This is a genomic window from Streptomyces muensis, from assembly GCF_021474425.1.
Lineage (GTDB): Bacteria > Actinomycetota > Actinomycetes > Streptomycetales > Streptomycetaceae > Streptomyces > Streptomyces muensis.
Genome location: NZ_JAKEIP010000186.1, coordinates 1 through 16357, shown reverse-complemented (window position 1 = coordinate 16357; position 16357 = coordinate 1). Strand labels below are relative to the sequence as shown.

Here is a 16357-nt window from a genome sequence, read left to right as displayed (position 1 = left end):
CCTGGAGCGCGCGCTGACTCTGGAGGGCTACCAGGTCACCGCGGTCGCCGACGGGATCGAGGCGCTGGCGCAGGCCCTTCGGCGGGTGCCGGAGGCCGGGTGGTGTGGGGTTCCGCGGGTGCCTGGGGCCGGGTGCTGTGAGGTTCGGGGTCGTCGGGTCGGCCCCGATGAGGGTCCTGTGTCCGTCCGTATGAAGTCCCGTGAAAACGGTCACGGTTGGGCCACGGCTCCGTACACTCCGTGACCGTGTTGACGCTACGGGCCGGGCACGAGGTCGCCGGCCGCTACCTCCTCAGGGAACCCATCGGCAGGGGCGGGATGGGCGTCGTGTGGCAGGCCTGGGACGAGACGCTGAAGCGGATCGTCGCGGTCAAGTGCGCGCGCCCGGACGACGGGCAGGCCGCCAGGAGACTCCGGAAGGAGGCGCAGTACGCCGCCCGGCTGCACCACCCGAACATCGTGCCGGTGTTCGACTTCGTGGAGGAGCCGGACGACAGGACCGGCGGCGAGCCCACCTGCTGGATCGTCATGGAGTACGTCCCCTCCCGCAGCCTCGCCCAGCTCGCCGACGACAGCGGTGGCACGCTCGCGCCCGAGGACGCCGGCTCAGTCGGCTGCCAGATCGCGGCCGCGCTCGCGAAGTCCCACTCCTTGGGCGTCGTGCACGGCGATGTCACGCCGGAGAACATCCTGGTCACCGAGGACGGGGTCGCCCGGCTGACCGACTTCGGTATCGCCCGGGCCCTGTGGAGCGACGTCACCCAGACGCACACGACGACGGGCGTGGTGCGCGGCAAGCCCAAGTACCTCGCGCCCGAGCTGGCCAAGGGGCGGCCCGCCGACGAGAAGGCCGACGTGTTCTCCCTCGGCGCCAGCCTGTTCGCGTCCGTCGAGGGACACTCGCCGTACGGCCAGGTCGACCATCCGATGGCCTACGTCGCCCGCGCCATCCAGGGCCACCTGGAACCCGCCGAGCGGGCCGGTCGACTCACCGCCCCACTCACGGCGTTGCTGGAACTCGACGCCCGCCGCCGCCCCTCCGCCGCCGAGGCGCACCGGCTGCTGACGCGGGCCGCGCCGCCGCCCCTCGAGGTCCAGGGCAGGCTGCGCGACCAGGACACCCACGCCCACACCCTGCCCCTCGCCTCGCTGACCTTGCGGCTGCCGCGTGCCGTACGGCGTCGGCGGCGCCCCCTGGCGATCGGGGCGGGGGCGCTGGCCGTGGCGGCCGCGATCACGGCCGGGGTCATCGCCCTGACGTCGGGCGACGACGACGGGGGCCTGGCCTCGGCGCCCGACGCGCAGCCCTCCCCCACGGCCACCCTGCACGCCGGCGCGATCGGCGACGTCCGCACGGCCGACCCCTGCAAACTGCTCGACGCCACCTCGCTCAGCCGCTTCGGCGACACCGAACTCGACCCGGACTACGGCGAGTTGGACCGCTGCGACGTGCTGGTGATGAGCGACGAGGGCGACGAGCTCGCGGGCGTCGAGGTCAACTTCTCCAGTGAGGCGAGGGAGTTCGACGGCAGCGTGGCCGTCCGGCGGGCCGGCAATGTCGAGGTCGCCAGCATGACGCGGGACGGCGACGACTGCGAGCGGTACATCGCGACCGCCGACCGCCGGGGCATCGTGGTCATCGGGTCGCGGAGGGACGCCGGCGCGCCCGACCCCTGCGCCCTGGCCGACGCCGCCACCGACCACGCGGTCACCGTGCTGGACCGGGGCCCGGTGCCCCAGCGCTCCCCGTCCTGGCCCGCCACCTCCCTCGCCCAGCTCAACGCCTGCGAACTGCTCGACAGCGCCGCGCTCGCCCGGGTGCCGGGCCTGCGCGCCCGCCCGTCGGACCACGGCTTCGCCGACTGGTCCTGCGACTGGTCGAGCCCGGACGGCGACAAGGCCTTCGTCCAGCTGTCGTTCACCCGCGACAACCAGCTGGAGGACAACGGCCGGCCGACGTCGATCGCCGGGACGACGAGTCATGTCGCGGCCGAGGAGGAGGGCGAGCGCAGCTGCGTGGTCTACGCGCCGCACCGTACGTACACCAACTCCGTCGGCGATCCGACCGTCGAGCTGTTCCGGCTGACCGTACGAGGGGAGCAGCCGGCCCGGAAGGCGTGCGTCCTCGCCGAGGAGCTGTCGGCCACCGCGCTGACGAACATCGCGAAGCAGTTGCCGGAGGGGAAATGATCGCAGGTCACCACGCCTATCGACCCCTCGACCACGCCCGCGTACGGACCGCCCCCGGCTCCCGGGCCCTGCCCGCCACCCACGGCAGCCTCGCCCGGGGCGCCTCCGCCCCCGTCCCCGGCACGCTCTTCGTCCTCGCGCTCGGCGGTGGCATGACCCTGGGGCCCGGCGAGGGCCGCGAGGTGCTGTTCGGGCGCAACCGGCCCGAGGTGCACGTCTGCCTCGGCGAGGACGACCCGAAGGTCAGCCGTCACCACGGCACCCTCACTCATCGTGAGGGGCGCTGGTGGGTGAGCAACACCGGTCGGCTGCCGATCCGTTGCCCGGCGGGCCGGCTGCTGTTCCGGGGCGAGGAACCCCTGCCCCTCGACACCGGCTACACCCCGCTGTTCGCCGGCGGGTCGCGGGGCCGCGAGCATCTGCTGGAGGTCTTCGTCACCGGCGCCGACGGTGGGCACCGGGCGCCCCGGCACGCGGACGTCACCCGGCCGCCCCGGGTCTGGACGCTCAGCGAACCGGAGCGCCTCGCCCTGATCACCCTCGGTCGGCGGTACCTGCTGCACGAGCCGCGTCCGCAGCCTCTGACCTGGCGTCAGACAGCCGCGCATCTCTCCGAGACGCGGCCGGGAGAGGGCTGGACCGACAAACGCGTCGGGCACCTCGTCAACGCCGTACGGCTGCGGCTGTCCCGCGACGGGGTGCCCGGGCTGACCCGGGAGGAGGTGGGCGAGCCGGTCGGCAACGCGCTCAATGATCATCTGATCCGGGCGCTGTTGGCGTCTACGACGCTGGTGCCGATGGACTTGGCGCTGGTTGACGGGGTGTGACGTTGGCGCCGCCTGGGTGTCGGGGTGGTTCGGTCGTCTGGCGGGCGGCGGGTGAGTGGGGGCTGGTCGCGCAGTTCCCCGCGCCCCTGGAGGCATGTTGTCGGGGGCGGCGTCATGAGGGGCCGTTCGTGGTTGTTCGCGCAGTTCCCCGCGCCCCTGGAGGCATGGCCTCCGCAGCCCCCCTGGCGCCGGGCGGCGCGCCCTGACGTGGTCGCCATCCATGGGTCGTGGTCGTCCGCGCCGGTCGATATGACAGTTGTTATAGGGCGGTGTAGCGTTCGACGGGTAGCTTCTATAACGACTGTCATAAGGGATGGGCATGACGATCATCACCGTGAACACACCCAAGGGCCGCCTCAGTCTCGAACAGCGCCGTGAGCTGGCCGAGACGCTCACGGATGCCGTGCTGGTGCCCGAGGTCGGCCGGTTCGAGCCCGCCGCGCGGGTCGGGTTCCAGGTCCACTTCGTCGAGCGTGAGCGCGACATGATGGCCATCGGCGGACGGCTGCTGGCGGACGCCGGGCAGGAGGCGGACGTGATGGTGGTCGACCTGGCGGTCATGGACGCCGCCTGGCAGCCGGACGTCCGGGCCGAGGTCATCGAGCGGGTGCTGGCGGCGCTGACGGCGGCGTGCGGGACGCAGGGGCCGTCGCCCGCGTGGTGGGTCAACTTCCGTGTGATCGACGAGGGCAGCTGGGGCGCCTCCGGCGGTGTGCTGTCCGTTCTGTCCCTGCTCGACAGCGGCGTGTTCACCGGGGAGCGGGCCAAGGCGGTGCGCGCCGCGCTGGGGGTCTGAGGGGCCGGCCCGTCGTTAAGGTGGTCCCAAGCGGACAGCAGTCCGGTATCGGGGACGGAGGGCGGGAGGGCCGGTGGAGTCGAGAAGCGGTACGTCGCAGCGGTCGGACGCGCAGCGCAATCGCGAGCGGATCCTGGAGGTCGCGCTGGCGGAACTGTCGCGCTCGCCGGACGTCCCGCTGAGCGTGATCGCCAAGAAGGCGGGGGTCGGGCAGGGCACCTTCTACCGCAACTTCCCCAACCGCGAGGCGCTCGTCCTGGAGGTCCACCGGCACGAGGTGCGCCAGCTCACCGACAGCGCCGCCGAGTTGGTGAAGTCACGGGAGCCCGATCAGGCGCTGCGCGAGTGGATGGACGGCCTGGCCCACTTCGCGCTGGCCAAGTCCGGCCTCGCCGCCGCCCTGCGGCAGGCCACGAGCGCGACGGGTGGTCCGGAGCGGCCGGGCTACTCCCTGGTCGTCGCCGCCATCGACCTCCTGCTCGACGCCAACCACCGGGCCGGCACCATCCGCCCCGGCGTGACCTCCGACGACTTCATCCTCGCCATCGCCGGAATCTGGCAGATCGACCCCGAGAAGGGCCGGCGCGACCAGGCGACGCGACTGCTGGACATCGTCATGGACGGGCTGCGGGCGGGAGCCCCCGGGCGGGCCTGAAGGCGCCGGCGATGGCGCTGTCCCCTTGCTAAGCGGACAGCTGTCCGTTACGTTCTCCAGCGTAGCGGACAGCTGTCCGCTTAAGGCTCACGCTCGGAAGAGGTACCTGCCATGAAGCTGCTCGTCCTCGGCGCCACCGGTCCCACCGGTCGCCATCTCGTCGACCTGGCCGTGCGCTCCGGTGACTCCGTCACGGCCCTCGTGCGCAACCCGGCCGGCCTGGGTGACCTCGTCGACAAGGTCACGCCGGTCACCGGAGACGCGACATCCCGCCGCGACATCGCCGCCGCCCTCGCCGGGCACGACGCGATCGTCTCCGCCCTCGGCAGGGGCAACTCGGTCCGTGCGGACGGCCTCTTCTCCCGTGCCTCGGCGGCCGTGACGGAGGCCGCGCGGGAGACGGGCGTGTCCCGTCTGGTCTGGCTGTCGTCGTTCGGCGTCGGCCACACCTTCGACTGGTCGAGCACACCGCAGAAGCTGATCTACAGCACACTGTTGCGCTCGCTCTACGCCGACAAGGTCATCGCGGACGACGGCATCCGCTCCAGCGGGCTGGACTGGACGGTCGTCCTGCCGACCAGGCTGACCCACGGCCCGGCCAAGGGTGCCTACCTCGCGGACGACCGACTGCCGATGAAGGGCAACCCCTCGATCAGCCGGGCGGACGTGGCCGCCTTCATGCACCGCGCGGCGCACGGCGCCGAGTGGATCCACCGCAGCCCTGTGATCACCGACTGACGGTTCTGCTGATCCGTCCGTCGGTCCGTCCGCTGATCCGTCCGCCGATCCGCCCTGCGGTCAGTCCTTGATCGTGGCGAGGATGAGCGCCCGCAACTGCTCGGCGGTCCGGTCCAGGGGCTCGACGCTGCGCTTCGCGCGGCACATCGCCACCGTCCCCTCGACCGCCGCGACGACGAGCGTCGCGAGCTGCGCGGCCTGTCCGGGCTCGGCGCCGTGCTCGCGCAGGGAGGCGGCCAGGAGGCCCTCCCACTCCTCGAACACCTCGGCGGCGGCCAGTACGGCGGTGGGCGTCTCGTCGGCCGGGGGCTCCTCGATGGAGACGGCGAGCACCGGGCAGCCCGCCCGGAAGTCGGTGTCGACGACGATCCCCCGCCACAGGTCGAGGAACGCGCGCAACCCGGCGACCGGCCCGGCCTCCAGTTCCCTGCGCAGACTGCGGGACACCCACGCGCCCGTGTGGCGCACGGCCTCGGTCGCCAACTGCTGCTTGCCGTCCGGGAAGTAGTGGTACGTCGAGCCGAGCGGCGCCCGCGCGTGCTTGGCCATCTCGCGGATGCTCGTCGCGTTCAGGCCGCGTCGGCTGATCATGTCGGCCGCACCGGCCACGATCCGCTCCCGAGTCGTCGGGCTGGGCTTGCTCACGTACGCGGTCCCTTCTGACCCCACTGGCTATAACAGCCGTCATAGTCTAGCGTGGCCGCCGTCTATAACGACTGTCATAGTGACCGTGCAAGGAAGAGGTGTGCCCATGCCGATGATCCGGCTCACGACTCCCGCCGGAGCGCTGACCGAGCGCGGCCGCGAGAGCGTCCGACGGGATCTCGCCGCCGTACTGCTGCGCTGGGAGGGCGCGCCCGACACCGCGTTCTTCCGTGCCCAGGCCTGGAGCTACCTGGTCGAACTGCCGGACGGCGCCCAGACCACCGCCGAGGACGAGGCGCCGCGCTTCCTGGTGGAGGTCACCGTTCCCGAGGGCGCCCTTTCCGAGCGCCGTAAGGCGGGGCTGGTCGAGGAGGCGACGCAGACGGTCCTGGCCGCCGCGGGGCTCACGGCGGACGAGGCCCTGCGCGTGTGGGTGCTGGTGCACGAGCAGCCCGACGGCACCTGGGGCGCGGGCGGCTCCGTGATCCGATACGCCGACCTCGTGGCCCTGGCCGGGCAGGGGAAGGCGGACCGGGCCGATGCGTGAACTCACCTATGTGGCCAGGCGCACCGTCGAGTGGCGCGAGGCGCCCGACCCGAAGGTCCGGGGCGGCGGGGAGGCGATCGTCGCGCCGGTCGCCGCCACGCCCTGTGACGTGGACTCCGCGATCCTGGCGGGGCACGGTTTCCTAGACCCGCCCTTCGCCCTCGGGCACGAGTGCGTCGCCCGGGTCGTGGAGGTGGGCGACGACGTCACCGCGGTAGCCCCCGGCGACCTGGTCGTCGTGCCCTGGTCCGTCAACTGCGGCACATGCGACCGCTGCCGTGCCGGACTGACCGCGCACTGCGTCGCCGTGCCCCACATGGCGATGTACGGCGCACCGATCGGCGGCACCTGGGGCGGGCTCTTCTCCGACCTGGTCCGGGTGCCCTACGCCGACGCCATGCTCGTACCGCTGCCGGCCGGACTCGACCCGGTCGCCATGGCCTCCGCCAGCGACAACTGGTCCCTGGCCTGGCGCCTGGTCGCCCCCCACCTCGAGGCCCGCCCCGGCGCCCGGGTCCTGGTGGTCGCCCGGGGCAGCATCGGTCTGTACGTGTGCGACATCGCCCGCGCGCTCGGCGCCTCCGACGTCCTCTACGTCGACCCCGAGCCCGGACACCGCGCCCTCGCCCGCGCCTTCGGCGCCGCCACCGCCGCGTCCCTGGAGCCGCTCCCGCAGGGCTACGACATCGCCGTGGAGGCCACCGGCCGCGTCGACCAGCTCGCCCTCGCCGTCAAGTGCCTGACCCCGGAAGGCATGTGCGAGAGCGCGGGCAACCACTTCCGGCCCGGCGAGCTGCCCCTGCTCGACATGTACCTCAACGGCGTCACCCTGCGCGTCGCCCGCGACAACGTCCGCGCCCACATCCCGGACGCCCTCGCACTCGCCGCCTCCGGCAACGTCGCTCCGGAGAAGGTGGTCTCCCACGTCATCGACTGGGAGGACCTGCCGACCGCGTTGCCGGAGAAGCATCTGAAGCCGGTGTTCGTCCGGGCCGGCGCCTGACCGCGCCCCCGCGGGTCAGACGAGGTTGCGTTCCAGCGCGGTGAGGTAGCTGCCCATGAAGTGGTCGCGGATGCCGTCGCCGGCCGGGGCGAAGGCGTCCGCGGTCAGGCCCCGGGCGCGGTCGCCGAGACCGCCGAGGAGGGACATGCTCTCGCGGACCTTGCCGCCGGAGTCGATGTAACGCAGGACGTCCACGTGGTGGAAGACGGGCTCGGGCGGCAGCTGCGGGACGACGTCGTTGTTGTTGACGAAGCGGTACAGGCGGTCCTTGAACGCCTTGTTGCAGGAGGCCGCCAGCAGCCGGTCGCAGGTGCGGGGCTGGCCGTAGGTGTAGACGCCGTCCGCGAGCAGTTCGGGGTCCTCCAGGTAGAGGCGGCAGCCGGCGAGCATGGCCAGGGCGCCGCCCAGGCTGTGGCCGGTGAACCAGAGGGTCTGGCCGTTGTCGTGGAACTCGGCGAGCGTGTCCTTGACCTTCGGGAAGACGGAGTCGAGGGCCTCGGCGAAGCCGTAGTGGACGTGACCGGTGCCCGCCGGACCGGGACAGGGCGGGGTGGTGGCGTCGGTGAGCCAGTCACGGATGTTGGCGGGCTCGGTGCCGCGGAACGCGGTGATGATCATGTGCTCGTTCGTGGCGGTGTACGCCTGGGTGTCCTGCAAGGGGAACGGCGGTGTGAACGTGGTCCGGTGATGCCGGACCCGGTCGAAGCCCCACTCCCGCAACTGCCGTTCGATGGTGGCCTCGTCCTTGTAGGCCAGGTCGGAGGCGCGGGCGAGCCAGTAGGCGTGGGCGAGGCTGTAGCCGGTGGCGTGGTGGTCGAGCGGCGGGACGGGCACGGTGGTGCCTCCTGGGAGGTCGCGGCGGGGGGTGGCGCCGAGCGGCGCGGGATCGCCTTCTACCTATCCGGGGCTCCACGGCCGGACGCGGACCGGCAGTCGATCTTCACTCGAAAGAATCCAGCGGCCGCTTCCGGGCCGGGGCGGGGCCCGCAGCCCCGCCCCGGCACCGGACGGTCGTCACACCGTCAGCCACACCGCCTGGTCCGGCGCCAGCGTGCCGCCCTCGACAGGACCGCTCGCCAGCAGCACCGACGTGTGGGCGGGCAGCGGGTACGGCTCCGCCGAGAGGTTGACCACACAGACGAAGCCGGGGTCGCGGCCGAACGCGAGGACGCCTTCCGGGGCGTCCAGCCAGGTCAGGCTGCCGTCGCCGAGCGCGGGGTGCGCACGGCGCAGACGCAGCGCCGTGCGGTAGAGCTCCAGCATCGAGGCCTCGTCGCCGGTCTGGGCCGCCACCGTGCGCGGCGCCCAGTCGGCGGGCTGCGGCAGCCAGGGCACGGCACCGGCACCGTCGGGGCTGAAGCCGTACGGGGCGGTGGTGCCGGACCAGGGGATCGGGACCCGGCAGCCGTCGCGGCCGCGGTCGGTGTGCCCGGAGCGTTCCCAGACGGGATCCTGGAGCACGTCCTCGGGGAGGTCCTCGACCTCGGGCAGGCCGAGTTCCTCGCCCTGGTAGATGTAGGCGCCGCCCGGCAGGGAGAGCATCAGCAGGGCGGCGGCGCGGGCGCGCCGGGTGCCCAGTTCCAGGTCGAGGGGGCCCTCGGGTTCGTACGGCTGGTTGGCCAGCCAGCGCTTGGTGGCCCTGCGGCCGTAGCGGCTGGGATGGCGTACGACGTCGTGGTTGGACAGCACCCAGGTGGCGGGGGCGCCCACCGCGCCGAGCATCTCCAGGGAGCCGTCGATGACCTGGCGCAGGTCCTTGGCGTGCCAACTCGACATCAGGAAGTCGAAGTTGAACGCGGTGTGCAGACCGTCCGGCCGGACGTATGCGGCCAGCCGCTCCGGGGTGTCCGCCCAGGCCTCGGCGACGAAGGACCGGTCGCCGGGGAACTCGTCGGCCACCCTGCGCCAGGCGCGGTAGATGTCGTGGACCTCGTCGCGGTCCCAGTGCGGATGGTCGACGTGCTGCCAGGGCCGCGCGCCGTCCGGTTCGGGGCGCGGCGGGAGGTCGGGCAGCTCCGGGTGCTTGACCAGGCCGTGGGCGACGTCGATACGGAAGCCGTCCACACCCCGGCTGAACCAGAACCGCAGGATCGACTCGAACTCGGCCCGCACCTCCGGGTGCTGCCAGTTGAGGTCCGGCTGCTCGGGCGCGAACAGGTGCAGATACCACTGGCCGTCGGGCAGCCGCGTCCAGGCCGGGCCGCCGAAGCAGGAGACCCAGTCGTTGGGCGGCACGGAGCCGTCCTCGCCGCGGCCCTCGCGGAAGACGTAGCGTTCGCGCTCCGGACTGCCGGGGCCGGCCGCCAGCGCTGCCCGGAACCAGGCGTGCCGGTCGGAGGTGTGGTTGGGCACGATGTCGGGGATGACGCGGATCCCGTGCGCGTGCGCCTCCTCGACGAGCCGCTCGGCCTCGGCGACCGTGCCGAAGACCGGGTCGATCTCCCGGAAGTCGGCCACGTCGTAACCGTGGTCGGCCATCGGGGACCTGTACCAGGGGTTGATCCAGATGGCGTCCACACCCAGCGACCTCAGATACGGCAGCCGGGAGCGGATGCCGGCGATGTCACCGACGCCGTCGCCGTTGCCGTCGGCGAAGCTGCGGATGTAGACCTGGTAGATGACGGCGCTGCGCCACCAGGGCGCGGTGGTGGGGGACAAGGCTGAGCAGCTCCTTGGTCGTTGGGGAGACGGGGTCACTTCGCCGCGCCCGCCGTGAGTCCGGCGACGATACGGCGCTGGAAGAGCAGCACCATGACCACCAGCGGGACCGTGACGAGCACACCCGCGGCCATCTGGCTGCCGAACGGTGTCTCGTACGTCGTGGCGCCGGTGAACTTGGAGATGGCGACCGGCGCGGTCTGCATGTCCGGCCTGTTGGTCATCGACAGGGCGATGAGGAACTCGTTCCAGGCGGCGATGAACGTGATGATCGCGGTGGTGAAGATGCCGGGCGCGGCCAGCGGGACGATGACCCTGCGGAACGCCTGCCCGCGGGTGCAGCCGTCGACCATGGCGGCGTGCTCCAGCTCGTCCGGCATCTGCCGGAAGAACGTGGTCAGGTTCCACACCGCCAGCGGCAGCGCGAAGGACATGCTCGGCACGATCATCGCCTGGTAGGTGTTGATCCAGCCGACGTCCGTGAACAGCTTCAGCAGCGGCACCACGATCGACACCACCGGGAACATCGAGGTCGCGATGACGAGGGTCAGGACGAGCCGCTTGAAGCGGAAGTCGAGCCGGGCCATCGCGTAGGCGGTGAACGTGGCCAGGAGCAGCGCCAGAACGGTGGTGACGCCGGCCACGACCAGGCTGTTCAGCAGCGCCCGGCCGAAGCCCTGCGCGGGGTCGAACACCGCCCGGTAGTTCTCGAAGGACACCGGCGACGGGACGAGCGAGGTGTCGAAGATGTCCGAGGTGCGGCGCAGGCTGGAGACCAGCATCCAGTAGAACGGGGCCAGACAGTAGGCCACGACGGCGACGACTCCGGCGTACAGCAGCCCGGAACGCCACCTGGCGCTGAGGGTCGTCGTCATGCCGCCACCTCCCTGCGGCGACGCGGACGTCGGCCGACGGCGCCGCCTCCGACGAGATCCGCTCCCAGCAGCCGTACGAAGGCCAGGGCGATGAGGAAGACGTAGAGGAAGAGGAGCACGGCGTACGCGGACGCCGGTCCGAAGCGGACGTTGGACGCCTCGTTCTGGGCGAGCATGGACAGGGTCTCCACCGAGTGCTTCTGCGCGCCGACCAGGATGTACGGCAGGTCGAACATCCGTAGCGCGTCCATGCACCGGAACAGCACCGCCACCAGCAGCGCGGGTTTCACCAGCGGCAGCGTGATGTGCCAGAACTGCCTCGGCGCGCGGGCACCGTCGAGGCGGGCCGCCTCGTAGACCTCCTTCGGGATCACCTGGAGGCCCGCCAGGACGAGCAGCCCGATGAACGGGGCCGTCTTCCACACCTCGGCGACGATGACCGCGACCTTGGCGTGGAACCCCTCCGTGGTCCACAGCACCTGATGGCCGATCAGCGTGTTGGCGATGCCGTCGCTGTTGAAGATCCACCGCCACAGCAGGCCGGAGATCGCCGTGGGCACGGCCCAGGGGATCAGGATCCCGGCCCGTACGAGGCCGCGGCCGCGGAACGCCTTGTGCATGATCAGGGCCATGGCCACCCCGATCACCGTCTCCAGGCCGACCGTGACGACGGTGAAGAAGGTGGTGTTCCAGAAGGCGTTCCAGAACCGGTCCCCGGCCTCGCCGAGGATGTCGGCGTAGTTCCGCAGCCCGACGAACGGTTCGGTGTCGCTGATGAACCCGGTCGCCGGGTCCAGGCCCTTCGGCCCGTACAGCGACTCCTTCAGCGCCATGAGCGTCGGGTACGCGACCACGACCGACAGCACCAGCAGGGTCGGGGACACCAGGAGGGCGGCCATCCGGCCCGAGCCGGCGGCGGCGCGGGCGGGGTTTCCGGTGAGCCGACGGCGGGTGACGGGCGCGGAGGCCGGCCCGTCGGTGGCCTCGGGCGGGACTTCGGTCTTGGTCATGGCCCCGCCCCTCACCGCGCGACGGACTTCCGCAGGGCCGCCTGAAGGTCCTTGAGCGCCTGCGCGCTGCTCTTGTCACCGGTCAGGGCGGCGTACGCCTGCTGCTGGACGGCCGCGGTCACGTCGCCGTAGCGCACGACACGCGGGCGGGGCACGGCGCGCAGGATGGACTCCTTGAGGACGGGCAGATACGGGTACTGCCCGGTCAGCGCCTTGTCGTCGTAGAGCGCGGCGTACGGCGGGGCGAGGGAGGCCTCCTTGAGGAAGGTGGCGGTGTTCTCCTCGCTGGTGAAGAACCTGATGAAGTCCAGGGCGGTGGCCTTGTTCTCGGCGGAGGACGACAGGGCCATGTTGTGCCCGCCCAGACTGGAGGCGCCGGGGCCGTTCAGACCGGGCAGCGGGGCGACCGCGTACTTGCCCTTGATCCCGCTCTTGGCGGCGAGCGCGTACACATAGGGCCAGTTGCGCAGGAAGACGAGCTTGCCGGCCTGGAACGCCTGGCGGCCGTCCTCCTCCAGGTAGGTGATGCCCTCCTTCGGGATCGTCCCGTCCTTGACGGAGCCGACGAGGAAGTCCAGGCCCTTCCTCGCCTCGGGGGTGTCGACATCGGGCTTGCCGTTCGCGTCGGTGACGGTGCCGCCGGCCGAGTTCACCGCCTCGGCGAAGTTCACCGTCAGGCCCTCGTACTTCTGGGCCTGCCCGGCGTAACAGGACATGCCCCGGGCCTCGGGCAGCTCGCGCACCTTCGCGCAGTCGGCCTTCATCTCGGCCCAGGTGGTGGGCGGTTCACCGATGCCGGCCTTCTTCAGCAGGTCGGTGCGGTAGTACAGCATGCCGCCGTCGGAGCTGGCCGGGACGGCGTACAGCCCGCCTCGGTACCTGGCCGTCTCGACCACCGGGTCGAGCATCTCGCCCAGCGGGAACCGCTCCTCGGGCAGCCGGTCGATCCACCGGTGGGCGGCGAACTCCGACGTCCACACGACGTCCAGCGACAGCACCGTGTAGGCGTCGGACTTCGTCTCCGCGTTCTGGATCATCTGCTGGCGCTGTGCGTCCGGGTCCGTCGGCAGCTGGATGAAGGTGACCTTCTCCTTCGGGTGCAGCCTGTTCCAACGGTCGATCGTCGGCTGCACGGTGCCGGAGGTGTCCTTGCCGGCGACGTAGGTGATGGGGCCGCGCCCTTCGAACGACGCCGCGGCCCCGGCCTGCCCGGAGCCTCCACCGCCGGGGGCGGCACAGGCGGCGAGGAGGAGGGCGGAGGCGGCGAGTACGGCGGCGGCTCTGGCTGTGGATGTCGAGGTCTGGGTCGTCACTGTCTCTCCTGGCGTGAGGGAACCTCATGAGACTGCGTTGTCATGACCTGTGTTGATAGAAGCTGCAGGTCACGGCCATGTATCTGATGAGAGGTGAGGGCGATTCGACGATGATTCGACGTCGTCGAGACAACGCTTGCAAGCTAGGGCCGGGCTATCCGGAAGTCAATGCGCTACTTCGCGGTAATGGTGCGTGGGATGCGATGAAAGCGCTGTCACGACGACCCGTGAACGCGGCGCCCCCTGTGCTACCGTCCGCTCATGCCACCAGCTCAGCGGCACCCCACGATGGCTGACGTCGCCGAACGGGCCGGGGTCTCCACATCCACCGTCTCCCGTACCCTGCGCGGACTCTCGACCGTGTCGCCCGAGGTGCGCGCCCGCGTGGAACAGGCCGCGCGCGAGCTGAACTTCGCCGTGTCACGGCAGGCCGCAAGCCTTGTCACGGGCCGCACCGGCAACGTGGCGGTGCTGGTGCCCACGCTCGACGCCTGGTTCATGGGAGCCGCCCTGTCCAGCCTGGCCCCGCTGCTGCGGTCGGCGGGCATGGAGCTCAACGTCTATGTCATCCCCGACATGGCCGAGCGCACCTCGTTCTTCGAACGCCTCCCGGCCCGGCGCAACGCCGACGCCCTGCTGGTGTTCTCCTTCGACCTCACCGACGCGGAGACGGCACGGCTGGACGGCCTCGGCATGCCCGTCATCTACGTCAGCCAGCATGTCGAGGGGCGGCCCAGCGTCTACGTCGACGACGTGGCCGGCGCCCTGCACGGCACCCGGCACCTGCTCAACCTCGGCCACCGTCGGATCGCCTTCCTGGAGACCGTGGGCGCCAGCGGCTTCTCGTTCAGCTCCAACGAACGGCTGGTCGGCTACCGGCAGGCCCTCACCGAGGCGGGCGTCCCTCTCGACGACGACCTGGTGGCCGCGACGGCGGTCGGCGACAAGCGCGGCACCGCCGAGGTGCTCGGCAGGCTGCTCAGCCTGCGCGAGCCGCCCACCGCGATCTTCGCCGAACAGGACGAGGTCGCGGTCGCCGTGATCCGGACCCTGCGCAGGACACAGATCGCCGTTCCGGAACGGATCTCCGTGCTGGGCTTCGACGACCAGCCGCTCGCCGACTGGTTCGACCTGTCCACGGTGGCCCAGTCACCCTCGGACATCGGCCGCGAGGCCGGCGAACTGGCGCTGCGGCTCATCGAGGACTCCCAGGCGGAACACGAGCGGCACGTGATCCTGCCGACCCATGTGATCCCCCGGGCCACGACGGCCCCGGCGCCCCGCCCTCAGGACGAGCAGGAGGCGGACCGCTAACCGGCGGTGAGGGAGGCGTAGGGCGGCGCTGCTCAGGTGGGGCTGCCGTCGTCCGTCGTGGTCTCCGGCTGGGTGTGGAGGATGTCGCGGGCCTGGTCCGCGGCGCGGGCGATGCTCTCGGAGACGAAGTCGAGGAAGCGGGCGATGTTCTCCAGTCGGATCGCTGCCGGGGTGTCGCGGCCGAGGACGTGCACGCCCTCGCGTGCGGTCTCGGCGAGCTGGGTGGTGCTGCGGGCGCTGGCGATCATGGACTGGTACCAGACGTCGTTGTCGGCGACGTAGCGCTCGCGCCGGCGTTCGTCGCGCTCCCGGCGGACCAGGCCCTGGCCTTCGAGGAACGCGATGGCCTTGGAGATGGACGCCGGGCTGACCTGGAGGCGCTGGACGAGCTCGGCAGCGGTGAGACTGCCCGCGTCGCTGGTGTAGAGGCAGGTCAGCACCCGGGCCATCATCTTGGGCGTGCCCGTCTGTATCAGGACGGTGGTGAAGGTCTCCTCGTACTCACGCACGGCCTCGGCATCCCGCCCGTAAGCCGGCGCGGGCGCCTCGCCTCCTCGGGGCGCGGCCTGTCGACGCCGGTGGGCGCGGCGTTCGGTGGCGCGGTGGGCGAGGTCGGCACGGTAGGCGGTGGGGCCGCCGTTGCGCATCACCTCGCGTGTGACGGTCGAGGTGGGGCGTTCGAGCCGCCTGGCGATCTCCGCGTAGGCGAGGCCGTCGGCCAGTCCCAGCGCGATCTGCTGCCGTTCCTGCTGGGTGAGCCTGCCTCCCGGCATCGGGGTCTCCGTTCGGGGTGGGGGTGGAGTGAGGTGGGGTGGCCGGTGGTCGATGGTGCGGCGAGTATAGCGTTCACGGTCATTTCATTGCAACGAGCGGAACGGCATTTGTTGCGTTAAATTCACGACGATTGCAACGATTTTAGGCTGTTGAACTGCGCAAATATGATTGACGTGCAACGTGTGCGTTGCTGAATCCATGAACGCAACGTAGCGTTTCTCGCATCGGAAACAGCAGCGAGAACGCACAGGAGAGAGAACATCATGCAGAAGTTCGAGATCCCCGCCGCCGCCCAGGTCTCCGTCGTCCTGGACATCCCCGCGGGTGACGTCCGCTTCATCGCCGCCGACCGGGCCGACGCCACCGTCGAGGTCCTGCCCGCGGACGCCGCCAAGAGCCGGGACGTGAAGGCGGCGGAACAGATCCAGGTCTCCTGCGCCGACGGAGTCCTGCGGATCGAGGCCCCCGAGGCGAAGAACCAGTACTTCGGCCCCTCCGGAGCGGTCGAGGTCACCGTCCAACTGCCCGCCGGTTCCCATGTCGAGGCGAAGGCTGCCAGCGGCGAGTTCCGGGGTGTCGGCCGGCTCGGCGACGTCACCTTCGACGGCGCCCACGGCTCGGTCAAGCTCGACGAGGCCGCGAGCGCCCGACTGACCCTGGCGGCCGGTGACGTCACGGTCGGCCGCCTGGCCGGCGCCGCGCGGATCAGCACCCAGAAGGGCGACCTGCGCATCACCGAGGCCACGCACGGCGCGCTCACCCTGCGCACCGAGCACGGCGCGATCTCGGTCGGCGCCGCCCGCGGTGTCTCCGCCTCCCTCGACGCCGGCACCGGCTACGGGCGGATCCACAACACCCTGCGGAACGCGGACGGCGCCACGCCCGACCTCACCATCCACGCGACCACCGCGTACGGGGACATCACGGCACGCAGTCTGTAGGAACCAACCCGGGGCGGGCGGGGTGAGGCGCGGCCGGAGCCGTCAGCTCACCCCGCCCGCCCCGTCAGCTC

The 16357-nt window shown here is 71.5% G+C and carries 16 protein-coding genes and 1 pseudogene; 10 read left to right on the top strand and 7 right to left on the bottom strand.

Features of this window, described 5'->3' with window-relative positions:
- Position 1: 1 nt before the first annotated feature.
- The 6 genes and pseudogenes from L0P92_RS45885 to L0P92_RS31500 all read left to right on the top strand — a co-directional run.
- Positions 2 to 145, top strand: a pseudogene (locus L0P92_RS45885) (DNA-binding response regulator); the annotation flags it as partial.
- 101 nt (positions 146 to 246) lie between these two features.
- Positions 247 to 2190 (top strand): serine/threonine-protein kinase, encoded by a 1944-nt coding sequence (locus L0P92_RS45300; protein WP_308289774.1) that lies wholly within the window; start codon positions 247 to 249, stop codon positions 2188 to 2190.
- Positions 2187 to 3017, top strand: coding sequence for an FHA domain-containing protein (locus L0P92_RS31515; RefSeq protein WP_234766465.1), 831 nt, complete (start codon positions 2187 to 2189; stop codon positions 3015 to 3017). Before L0P92_RS45300 ends, L0P92_RS31515 begins: the two co-directional genes overlap by 4 nt.
- A 319-nt stretch (positions 3018 to 3336) precedes the next feature.
- The gene (locus L0P92_RS31510; RefSeq protein ID WP_234766464.1) at positions 3337 to 3813 is read left to right on the top strand and encodes a tautomerase family protein; all 477 of its coding nucleotides are present in this window, start codon (positions 3337 to 3339) and stop codon (positions 3811 to 3813) included.
- A 73-nt stretch (positions 3814 to 3886) separates the two neighbouring features.
- The gene (locus L0P92_RS31505; protein WP_234766463.1) at positions 3887 to 4468 is read left to right on the top strand and encodes a TetR/AcrR family transcriptional regulator; all 582 of its coding nucleotides are present in this window, start codon (positions 3887 to 3889) and stop codon (positions 4466 to 4468) included.
- A 111-nt stretch (positions 4469 to 4579) separates the two neighbouring features.
- Positions 4580 to 5206: an NAD(P)-dependent oxidoreductase gene (locus tag L0P92_RS31500; RefSeq protein ID WP_234766462.1), complete on the top strand. Its 627-nt coding sequence runs from the start codon at positions 4580 to 4582 to the stop codon at positions 5204 to 5206.
- Between the two features lie 60 nt (positions 5207 to 5266).
- On the opposite strand, the gene L0P92_RS31495 is transcribed toward L0P92_RS31500, so the two are convergent.
- The gene (locus L0P92_RS31495; protein ID WP_234766461.1) at positions 5267 to 5851 is read right to left on the bottom strand and encodes a TetR/AcrR family transcriptional regulator; all 585 of its coding nucleotides are present in this window, start codon (positions 5849 to 5851) and stop codon (positions 5267 to 5269) included.
- Between the two features lie 106 nt (positions 5852 to 5957).
- Between L0P92_RS31495 and L0P92_RS31490 the strand changes: the two genes are divergently transcribed.
- Together L0P92_RS31490 and L0P92_RS31485 are read left to right on the top strand one after the other, a co-directional pair.
- Positions 5958 to 6398 (top strand): tautomerase family protein, encoded by a 441-nt coding sequence (locus L0P92_RS31490; RefSeq protein WP_234766460.1) that lies wholly within the window; start codon positions 5958 to 5960, stop codon positions 6396 to 6398.
- The gene (locus L0P92_RS31485) at positions 6391 to 7401 is read left to right on the top strand and encodes a zinc-dependent alcohol dehydrogenase (protein WP_234766459.1); all 1011 of its coding nucleotides are present in this window, start codon (positions 6391 to 6393) and stop codon (positions 7399 to 7401) included. Before L0P92_RS31490 ends, L0P92_RS31485 begins: the two co-directional genes overlap by 8 nt.
- A 15-nt stretch (positions 7402 to 7416) precedes the next feature.
- On the opposite strand, the gene L0P92_RS31480 is transcribed toward L0P92_RS31485, so the two are convergent.
- The 5 genes from L0P92_RS31480 to L0P92_RS31460 all read right to left on the bottom strand — a co-directional run bounded on the left by L0P92_RS31480 (position 7417) and on the right by L0P92_RS31460 (position 13257).
- Positions 7417 to 8235, bottom strand: coding sequence for a lipase family protein (locus tag L0P92_RS31480; protein WP_234766458.1), 819 nt, complete (start codon positions 8233 to 8235; stop codon positions 7417 to 7419).
- Positions 8236 to 8415: 180 nt separating this feature from the next.
- Complete coding sequence (locus tag L0P92_RS31475) at positions 8416 to 10059, bottom strand: glycoside hydrolase family 13 protein (RefSeq protein WP_234766457.1); 1644 nt, start codon at positions 10057 to 10059, stop codon at positions 8416 to 8418.
- Between the two features lie 35 nt (positions 10060 to 10094).
- The gene (locus L0P92_RS31470) at positions 10095 to 10934 is read right to left on the bottom strand and encodes a carbohydrate ABC transporter permease (protein ID WP_234766456.1); all 840 of its coding nucleotides are present in this window, start codon (positions 10932 to 10934) and stop codon (positions 10095 to 10097) included.
- Complete coding sequence (locus L0P92_RS31465; protein ID WP_234766455.1) at positions 10931 to 11944, bottom strand: carbohydrate ABC transporter permease; 1014 nt, start codon at positions 11942 to 11944, stop codon at positions 10931 to 10933. Before L0P92_RS31465 ends, L0P92_RS31470 begins: the two co-directional genes overlap by 4 nt.
- Before the next feature lie 11 nt (positions 11945 to 11955).
- The gene (locus L0P92_RS31460; RefSeq protein ID WP_234766454.1) at positions 11956 to 13257 is read right to left on the bottom strand and encodes an ABC transporter substrate-binding protein; all 1302 of its coding nucleotides are present in this window, start codon (positions 13255 to 13257) and stop codon (positions 11956 to 11958) included.
- A 288-nt stretch (positions 13258 to 13545) separates the two neighbouring features.
- Between L0P92_RS31460 and L0P92_RS31455 the strand changes: the two genes are divergently transcribed.
- Positions 13546 to 14571, top strand: coding sequence for a LacI family DNA-binding transcriptional regulator (locus L0P92_RS31455; protein WP_234766466.1), 1026 nt, complete (start codon positions 13546 to 13548; stop codon positions 14569 to 14571).
- A gap of 32 nt (positions 14572 to 14603) precedes the next feature.
- Here the strand turns inward: L0P92_RS31455 and L0P92_RS31450 are convergent, their stop codons facing one another.
- Positions 14604 to 15344 (bottom strand): GbsR/MarR family transcriptional regulator, encoded by a 741-nt coding sequence (locus L0P92_RS31450; RefSeq protein WP_234766453.1) that lies wholly within the window; start codon positions 15342 to 15344, stop codon positions 14604 to 14606.
- 264 nt (positions 15345 to 15608) lie between these two features.
- Between L0P92_RS31450 and L0P92_RS31445 the strand changes: the two genes are divergently transcribed.
- On the top strand, positions 15609 to 16286 hold the full coding sequence (locus tag L0P92_RS31445) for a DUF4097 family beta strand repeat-containing protein (protein ID WP_234766452.1): 678 nt from the start codon (positions 15609 to 15611) through the stop codon (positions 16284 to 16286).
- Positions 16287 to 16357: the final 71 nt, after the last annotated feature.

Excerpts from the sequence above, each read along its gene's own strand:
- L0P92_RS31515 (WP_234766465.1), top strand. The coding sequence starts at position 2,187 with ATGATCGCAGGTCACCACGCCTATCGACCCCTCGACCACGCCCGCGTA.
- L0P92_RS31510 (WP_234766464.1), top strand. The coding sequence starts at position 3,337 with ATGACGATCATCACCGTGAACACACCCAAGGGCCGCCTCAGTCTCGAA.
- L0P92_RS31500 (WP_234766462.1), top strand. The coding sequence starts at position 4,580 with ATGAAGCTGCTCGTCCTCGGCGCCACCGGTCCCACCGGTCGCCATCTC.
- L0P92_RS31490 (WP_234766460.1), top strand. The coding sequence starts at position 5,958 with ATGCCGATGATCCGGCTCACGACTCCCGCCGGAGCGCTGACCGAGCGC.
- L0P92_RS31485 (WP_234766459.1), top strand. The coding sequence starts at position 6,391 with ATGCGTGAACTCACCTATGTGGCCAGGCGCACCGTCGAGTGGCGCGAG.
- L0P92_RS31470 (WP_234766456.1), bottom strand. The coding sequence starts at position 10,934 with ATGACGACGACCCTCAGCGCCAGGTGGCGTTCCGGGCTGCTGTACGCC.
- L0P92_RS31465 (WP_234766455.1), bottom strand. The coding sequence starts at position 11,944 with ATGACCAAGACCGAAGTCCCGCCCGAGGCCACCGACGGGCCGGCCTCC.
- L0P92_RS31455 (WP_234766466.1), top strand. The coding sequence starts at position 13,546 with ATGGCTGACGTCGCCGAACGGGCCGGGGTCTCCACATCCACCGTCTCC.
- L0P92_RS31450 (WP_234766453.1), bottom strand. The coding sequence starts at position 15,344 with ATGCCGGGAGGCAGGCTCACCCAGCAGGAACGGCAGCAGATCGCGCTG.
- L0P92_RS31445 (WP_234766452.1), top strand. The coding sequence starts at position 15,609 with ATGCAGAAGTTCGAGATCCCCGCCGCCGCCCAGGTCTCCGTCGTCCTG.